Annotated in this window: 7 protein-coding genes; 5 read left to right on the forward strand and 2 right to left on the reverse strand. The window is 65.5% G+C overall.

Translation table 11 applies throughout. From position 1 onward, the window contains the following. The first annotated feature begins 777 nt into the window (after positions 1–777). The 4 genes from GZ997_RS06610 to GZ997_RS06625 all read left to right on the forward strand — a co-directional run bounded on the left by GZ997_RS06610 (position 778) and on the right by GZ997_RS06625 (position 4,228). Entirely contained in the window at positions 778–1,545 is a 768-nt protein-coding gene (locus tag GZ997_RS06610; RefSeq protein WP_308807156.1) for an amino acid ABC transporter ATP-binding protein, read from the forward strand. A gap of 71 nt (positions 1,546–1,616) precedes the next feature. Continuing rightward, the gene (locus GZ997_RS06615; RefSeq protein WP_162679322.1) at positions 1,617–2,630 is read left to right on the forward strand and encodes a glutamate ABC transporter substrate-binding protein; all 1,014 of its coding nucleotides are present in this window, start codon (positions 1,617–1,619) and stop codon (positions 2,628–2,630) included. Between the two features lie 93 nt (positions 2,631–2,723). Next, positions 2,724–3,377: an amino acid ABC transporter permease gene (locus GZ997_RS06620; RefSeq protein WP_162679323.1), complete on the forward strand. Its 654-nt coding sequence runs from the start codon at positions 2,724–2,726 to the stop codon at positions 3,375–3,377. Further along, on the forward strand, positions 3,374–4,228 hold the full coding sequence (locus GZ997_RS06625; protein WP_237564083.1) for an amino acid ABC transporter permease: 855 nt from the start codon (positions 3,374–3,376) through the stop codon (positions 4,226–4,228). The genes GZ997_RS06620 and GZ997_RS06625 overlap by 4 nt, the downstream gene beginning before the upstream one ends. A 318-nt stretch (positions 4,229–4,546) precedes the next feature. On the opposite strand, the gene GZ997_RS12945 is transcribed toward GZ997_RS06625, so the two are convergent. Continuing rightward, positions 4,547–4,681 carry a hypothetical protein gene (locus tag GZ997_RS12945; RefSeq protein WP_275405356.1) on the reverse strand — a complete coding sequence of 45 codons (135 nt, stop codon included), beginning with the start codon at positions 4,679–4,681 and terminating at the stop codon, positions 4,547–4,549. 111 nt (positions 4,682–4,792) lie between these two features. Here GZ997_RS12945 and GZ997_RS06630 point away from each other — a divergent pair, with 111 nt between their 5' ends. Next, the gene (locus GZ997_RS06630; RefSeq protein WP_162679324.1) at positions 4,793–5,872 is read left to right on the forward strand and encodes an inositol-3-phosphate synthase; all 1,080 of its coding nucleotides are present in this window, start codon (positions 4,793–4,795) and stop codon (positions 5,870–5,872) included. 220 nt (positions 5,873–6,092) lie between these two features. Here GZ997_RS06630 and GZ997_RS06635 read toward each other — a convergent pair whose 3' ends face one another. Further along, positions 6,093–6,443: a type II toxin-antitoxin system VapC family toxin gene (locus GZ997_RS06635; RefSeq protein WP_162679326.1), complete on the reverse strand. Its 351-nt coding sequence runs from the start codon at positions 6,441–6,443 to the stop codon at positions 6,093–6,095. Positions 6,444–6,530: the final 87 nt, after the last annotated feature.

Consider the following 6,530-nt stretch of genomic DNA (forward strand, 5'->3'; position numbering starts at 1 on the left):
TCTCCTCCCGAGTGACTAGCAAACCGTGACCTTGGTGAGACTACCATCAGCGTTCGAGGCCGCGCCCTGGCCGGGGTGGTCAGTGGCGTTGTGGCGGTCCTGAGCGCCCACAACCCGTCGTACTCCTGATCGGACGAAAACACTCTGTCGGCGCGTACTGCGCACCTCGTCCCAGGAGCCGTACTCATAGCAGCCCTGCATCTGAAGCGCACCGGGTTTCATCAAGGTAAGTGAATACGCGGAAGGATCACTGCCGGAGGTTCTCAGAGTAGGTGCCCTGAGGATCTGGGTCAGCCGGCTGACCGCTCCTTCTGTGGCGTGGCGGTTGGCGCCATGCTCGGCTACCACCTGCGAGCGCGTGCAGGGGCCGTCCGGAGTACGCCACATGACTTAACCTGGGAATTGTCCAGGACGGTGGGGTAGGGGCCTGGCGGCGGGAAGTGACTGCAGTGTCGATGACATCAGGGGTCATGGCTGGATCGTAGTTCGCAACGCAGCCATGCAGGAGTCCCCTCTGCATCTGGCTCGCAGCGTGTCTCAACTGCCGAGACGGGGCTGTGATGCCACTCGCAGTCCGCCCGAATGCTGGATACCTGCATGCTCGCTCCCGGGGTGCGGGTGCTACTGTGCACTTGGCGCGTACCGCTCGGTCCAACCCGGATCGCGGCCGGGCGCCGCGAACCCGAACCGGAGGGAACCTGTGGTTTTGCGAATGTGTTGCTGCTGTCGTTGAGACAGTCTCAGTCCCATTCGCCCCTAATACGAGAAGAGGCTCCTGTGCCTGCTCCCGCCAACCCTTCCAGCACTGAGTACCCGCTCGTGCGCATCAGCCACGTCAGCAAGTACTACGGCGACTTCAAGGCGCTCGACGACGTCTCGCTGGACATTCACCGCGGCGAGGTGGTCGCCGTGATCGGGGCCTCCGGCTCCGGCAAGTCAACCCTGTGCCGTACCATCAACCGGCTCGAGACGATCCAGTCCGGCACCATCGAGATCGATGGTGAGCTCCTACCTGAGGAGGGGCGCGAGCTGGCCCGCCTGCGCGCCGAGGTGGGGATGGTCTTCCAGTCCTTCAACCTGTTCCCGCACCGCACCGTGCTGGACAACATCACTCTCGCGCCCACCCGCGTGCGCAAGGTACCCAAGGCGGACGCCGAGGCCCGCGCGCGCCAGCTGCTTCAACGCGTCGGCCTCGCCGACCAGGCTGCCAAGCGCCCACCACAGCTGTCCGGCGGACAGCAGCAGCGGGTCGCCATCGCTCGCGCCCTTGCAATGGACCCCAAGATCATGCTGTTCGACGAGCCCACCTCCGCCCTGGACCCGGAGATGATCAACGAGGTCCTCGACGTCATTAAAGACTTGGCAGCAGAAGGCATGACCATGCTCGTAGTCACCCACGAGATGGGCTTCGCCCGCTCTGTCGCCGATCGCGTCGCCTTCATGGACGGCGGCCAGATCGTGGAACTCGCCGCGCCGGCGGACTTCTTCGCCGCCCCGCGCACCGAGCGGGCGCGCGACTTCCTGTCCAAGGTGCTCAGCCACTGAGGCGCTGCCGGGCCGACTGCCATCGACTACTACTTCAACCGCTCCTTCAACCATCGTCGAAAGGAACCACCATGTCTGTTCTTCCCGGCCTGTCTCGCCGCGGCCTGCTGACCGCCGCCGGCGCTGCCTCGATCGCCGCCGTGCTGGCGGCCTGCGCCGACACTGGCGCCGACGGCCAGGCGGTCGACGCCTCAGCCGGCGCCGTCGACTACGACACCGTCATCAACTCCGGCCCGGTTGCCGCGGATGATGTTGTGGCCGCCTCCACCTGGGCCTCGGCCATCCGGGATGCCGGGGTACTGAAGACCGGCGGCACCAAGACCTCAGAGGTGTTCTCCATCGAGGATCCCGCCACCGGTGAGATCTCCGGCTTCGACGCCGCCCTCGCCCAGGTGCTGGCCCGCTACATCATCGGCGGGGACGACGCCCGCTCTCTGCTGCAGGTCACCCAGGCCACCTCCGACACCCGGGAGACCATGCTCGAGAACGGCCAGGTCGACGCCGTCTTCGCCACCTACACGATCACCCCTGAGCGCGCCGAAAAGATCGCCTTCGCCGGCCCCTACTATTCCTCCGGCCAGTCCGTGCTCGTCCGCGCCGACGAGACTGACATCAACGGCGTCGACGACCTGGCCGGCGTGAAGGTCGCCGTCCAGTCCAACTCCTCCTCCGGCCCCGCCCTGGACGAGGCCGCCCCCGAGGCCGAGCAGGCGCAGTTCCAGGACCACTCCAGTTGCGTCGCTGCCCTGGAGGCCGGCCAGGTGGACGCCTACGTCGTCGACCAGTCCCTCGAGCTCAGTGAGGTGCAGTCCAATGACGCCGTAAAGATCGTCGGCGAGCCCTTCACCGAGGACCCCTACGGCATCGGCCTGCCCAAGGACTCTGACGCCCAGGCCTTCGTCAACACGTTCTTGCAGACCATCTACGACGACGGCACCTGGAACGCCATCTGGGAGGCCACCATTGGCGCCATCATCGGCGGCGAGGCTCCCGAGCCGCCCGCTCTCGGCTCCGTGCCCGGATCCGAGATCGCCGATGTGACCGCTACCGCAGCCACCGACGCTACGGCGGAGGCAACCGACTGACGCGAGCCGGCCGGTCCGTCCCGCCCCAAGCAGTACCCGGCGGGTGGTCGTCCCAGACGGGGTCGGCCACCCGCCACCCCGGAGGAGGTGCCTATGAATGCCATTACCGACAACCTCGGTATGATCGGCCAGGGCCTGGCCACGACGCTGACGATCTCCGTAATCGGATTCGTGTGCGCGCTCGTCGTCGGGACGGTGATCGCGATCTTCCGCGTGAGCCCGATACCGCCGCTGCGCACCCTGGGCGCTGCCTGGGTGACGGTCGCCTGCAATATCCCCACCCTGTGCCTGATGATCCTGGCGGCCTTCGCCGCGCCCCGGGCAGGCGTGCCGCTGTCCCTGTTCGCCGCGGCGGTCACAGCCATCGTCTTCTCCGCCTCTGGCTTCGTGTGCGAGACGGTGCGCTCGGGCATCAACTCCGTGTCCAAGGGCCAGATTGAGGCGGCCCGCGCCCTGGGCATGCCCTTCGGACTGATCATCGCCTCGGTGGTGCTGCCGCAGGCACTCGCCCGCACCATTCAGCCCCTGGTCAACATCTTCATCTCCTGCCTGATCGGCTCCTCCCTGGCCGCCGCGATCGGCGTGCCCGAGCTGACCAATGTCACCCAGCAGCTGAACCTGCGCTACGCGCAGGCGGTGATCACCTTCCTCACCTCTGGGCTCACCTATCTGGCTATTGCTTTTCTGGCCACCAAGCTCGGGGGCCTGCTTGAGCGTCGCATCTCTGGACGGGAGGCCCGCGCATGAGCGTGATGACAACACGCGTTCCCGCCCCTGCATCCGGCGCCACCGACGCCGACCTGCTCTTCGACGCCCCGGGCCCCAAGGGACGGCGCCGTATCCTCATCGGATCGGTGCTGGTAACCCTGATCGTCCTGGTGCTTGCCGCAGCGGCTCTGTTCCAGCTCGGCCAGGCCGGCCAGCTCGCCTATCCCAAGTGGCGCTACTTCCTGGGGCAGTCGGTGGTCGGCTACCTCGGGCGCGCCCTGGCCGACACCATGCTGGTCACCGTGGTCGGTGCCGCCCTGTCCTTCCCACTGGGCATCGCCCTGGGGTGGGCACGTATGAGCCGCTCGTGGCTGGGGCGCACCATGGTTGGCGTGTGGATCGACACCATGAGGGCCGTCCCTATGCTGCTGCTGATCTACTTCTTCCTGCTGGCGGTGCCGCGTTGGGGACTTACGCTGACTCCCTTCTGGATGCTTACCGTGCCCATCATCATGTGCTCCTCGGCCACGACGGCGGAGGTATTCCGATCGGGGGTGCTTGCCCTGGATCGGGGCCAGAGCGAGGCCGCCCAGGCGCTGGGGCTGAGCGGTGGCCAGACCATGCGGCTGATCCTGGCGCCGCAGGCGCTGCGCATGATGCTGCCGACGCTGATTACCCAGCTGGTGACGATCCTGAAGGACTCCTCCCTGGGATACGTGGTTGCCTACCTGGAGCTGATGTACGCCGGACGCCTGCTGACCTCCTCCGCGCGCGTCACTGCACACCTGGACGTCTACCTGCCCGCCTACGTGATCATCGCGGTGATCTACGTGATCATCAACTGGGCGCTGGGTGCGATGGCGCGGCGCGTGGAGGCACGCACCCGCTGAGACGGCGTGTTCGAGAGCCGTTGGTGTCACTGGATGCACCACTTTCGAGGTTGGAGTAGTTAGAGCAGGCGCGTGTTCCCCTGGATGCCGGGGGAGGAGCCTGATGCTTATGCGGAGCCGACCGGGAAAGTGGTGCATCTGGTGACATGAGAGCGCGTGGTCCCGGTAGCGGTACGCCTATGGACTATGCGCGCCACCTCCAGTAGCCCCCCCACCACTGACGCGGAAACCCCACTCCGGTGAGACTGACGTGGATGAATGCAGGCGGTCTCAGCGACAGGATGGCGTCACCGAGCAACACAACTGCTAGCAGGCCAATCAGCCATTGGCCGGAGGGCGGCCGGTGTGCAGCGCCTCGATGTGTTCGTCGAAGCACGCCACCAGCAGGGCGCTTTTGCCTCCGACGTACATGACGGTTCCCACACTGACGCCGGCGTCAGCTGGGCTGCGCATTCGCTGAATGCCGCTAATTCACGGGCGTGACATGCTCTGACCAGGGAAGATCGTTAAAATCGCGCGCGTCAGATCCTCGAACGGTCATGGGTTGGCCGATTAGGAGAACAGATGAGCAAGATACGTGTCGCCATCGTCGGCGTGGGCAACTGCGCGTCGTCGCTGGTGCAGGGTGTCACCCACTACGCGGGTGCCAAGCCGACCGACACGGTAGGCGGCCTGATGCACGTCAAGTTCGGTGACTACCACGTCTCGGACATTGAGTTCGTTGCCGCCTTCGACGTTGATGCCGCCAAGGTCGGGCTCGACCTGGCAGACGCCATCAACGCCTCGGAGAACAACACCATCAAGATCGCCGACGTCGCCCCCACCGGTGTGAAGGTCCAGCGCGGCGTCACCCTCGACGGCTTCGGCAAGTACTACCGGGAGACCGTTGAGGAGTCCTCCGAGCCCCCGGTCGACGTGGTCCAGGCGCTGAAGGACGCCCAGGTAGACGTCGTCGTCTCCTACCTGCCGGTCGGATCGGAGGAGGCCGACCGCTACTACGCCCAGTGCGCCATCGACGCCGGCTGCGCCTTCGTCAACTGCCTGCCGGTGTTCATCGCCTCCGACCCGGCCTGGGCGCAGAAGTTCACCGACGCCGGCCTGCCGATCATCGGCGACGACATCAAGTCCCAGATCGGCGCCACCATCACCCACCGGGTGCTGGCTCGCCTGTTTGAGGAGCGCGGCATCACCATTGACCGCACCTACCAGCTCAACGTCGGCGGCAACATGGACTTCAAGAACATGTTGGAGCGCGAGCGGCTGATGTCGAAGAAGATCTCCAAGACCCAGGCGGTCACCTCCAACGTCTCCAAGCAGTTCGACGACAAGGACATCCACGTCGGCCCCTCCGACTACGTCGGCTGGCTGGACGACCGCAAGTTCGCCTTCGTACGCCTGGAGGGCCGCAACTTCGGCGGCGCCCCGGTCAGCCTGGAGTACAAGCTGGAGGTATGGGACTCCCCGAACTCCGCCGGCGTGGTCATTGACGCCATCCGGGCCGCCAAGATCGGCCTGGACCGCGGCATCGGCGGACCGCTGCTGTCCCCGGCCTCCTTCTTCATGAAGTCTCCGCCGCAGCAGCGCCCCGACGAGGAAGCCATGGACTCCACCGAGGCCTTTATCCGGGGCGAGGTCGAGCGCTGATCGCTCGATCCGCCATGCACACACGCAGGTCGGCTCGCAGCAGCCATGAGTTGCTGCGGGCCGACCTGCGTACTTGTGACTCAAGCCGGTCGTCGCATGCGCTGACCGCCTTTGTCCAGTTGGACCGCGTTCTTCTACTTGGGTCGTCTGAGAGCGCGTATAAGGCGCTCCAAGCGGGTACGCACTTCAAGACGAACCCCGGCGGTGCCCTGGGAATCAATCATCTAGGGGCGGTCACCGTCAGCCCTCGTTGCAGTGCAGCTTGTTGCATTTCCCGGTCGTAAGTGAGGAGCAGGTCGGAGCGTACGTTCAGGGCAACTGCGAGGTGGATCGCGCCTGCCGCACGCAGCCCCGCCGTGTCTCGCGCCGCGTTGAGCAGATGCTCCCGCGAGATGTCAATGAGTTCGATCCCCGACAGTAATGATGCGGTTGACTGCATATCGAGCTGTCGGCGTCGTCGAGCGGCGCAGTACAGCTCTGTGTGCAGCAAGAAGGAGGAGCACAGAGACAAGCCGTTCGCGGTCTGCTCGGTCAGCCAGGTGGCTAAAGGATCCGACTCGGCTTCCTCGATGAGAAGCTTGAGTGAGCCTTTCTCATCAGGGGAGGTTGTTGTTCAGGTTGAGTATGACTAGGGCGGTGGCGGTGATGTTGGTGATGG

The organism is Actinomyces sp. 565, from assembly GCF_010365615.1.
Taxonomy (GTDB): Bacteria; Actinomycetota; Actinomycetes; order Actinomycetales; family Actinomycetaceae; genus Actinomyces.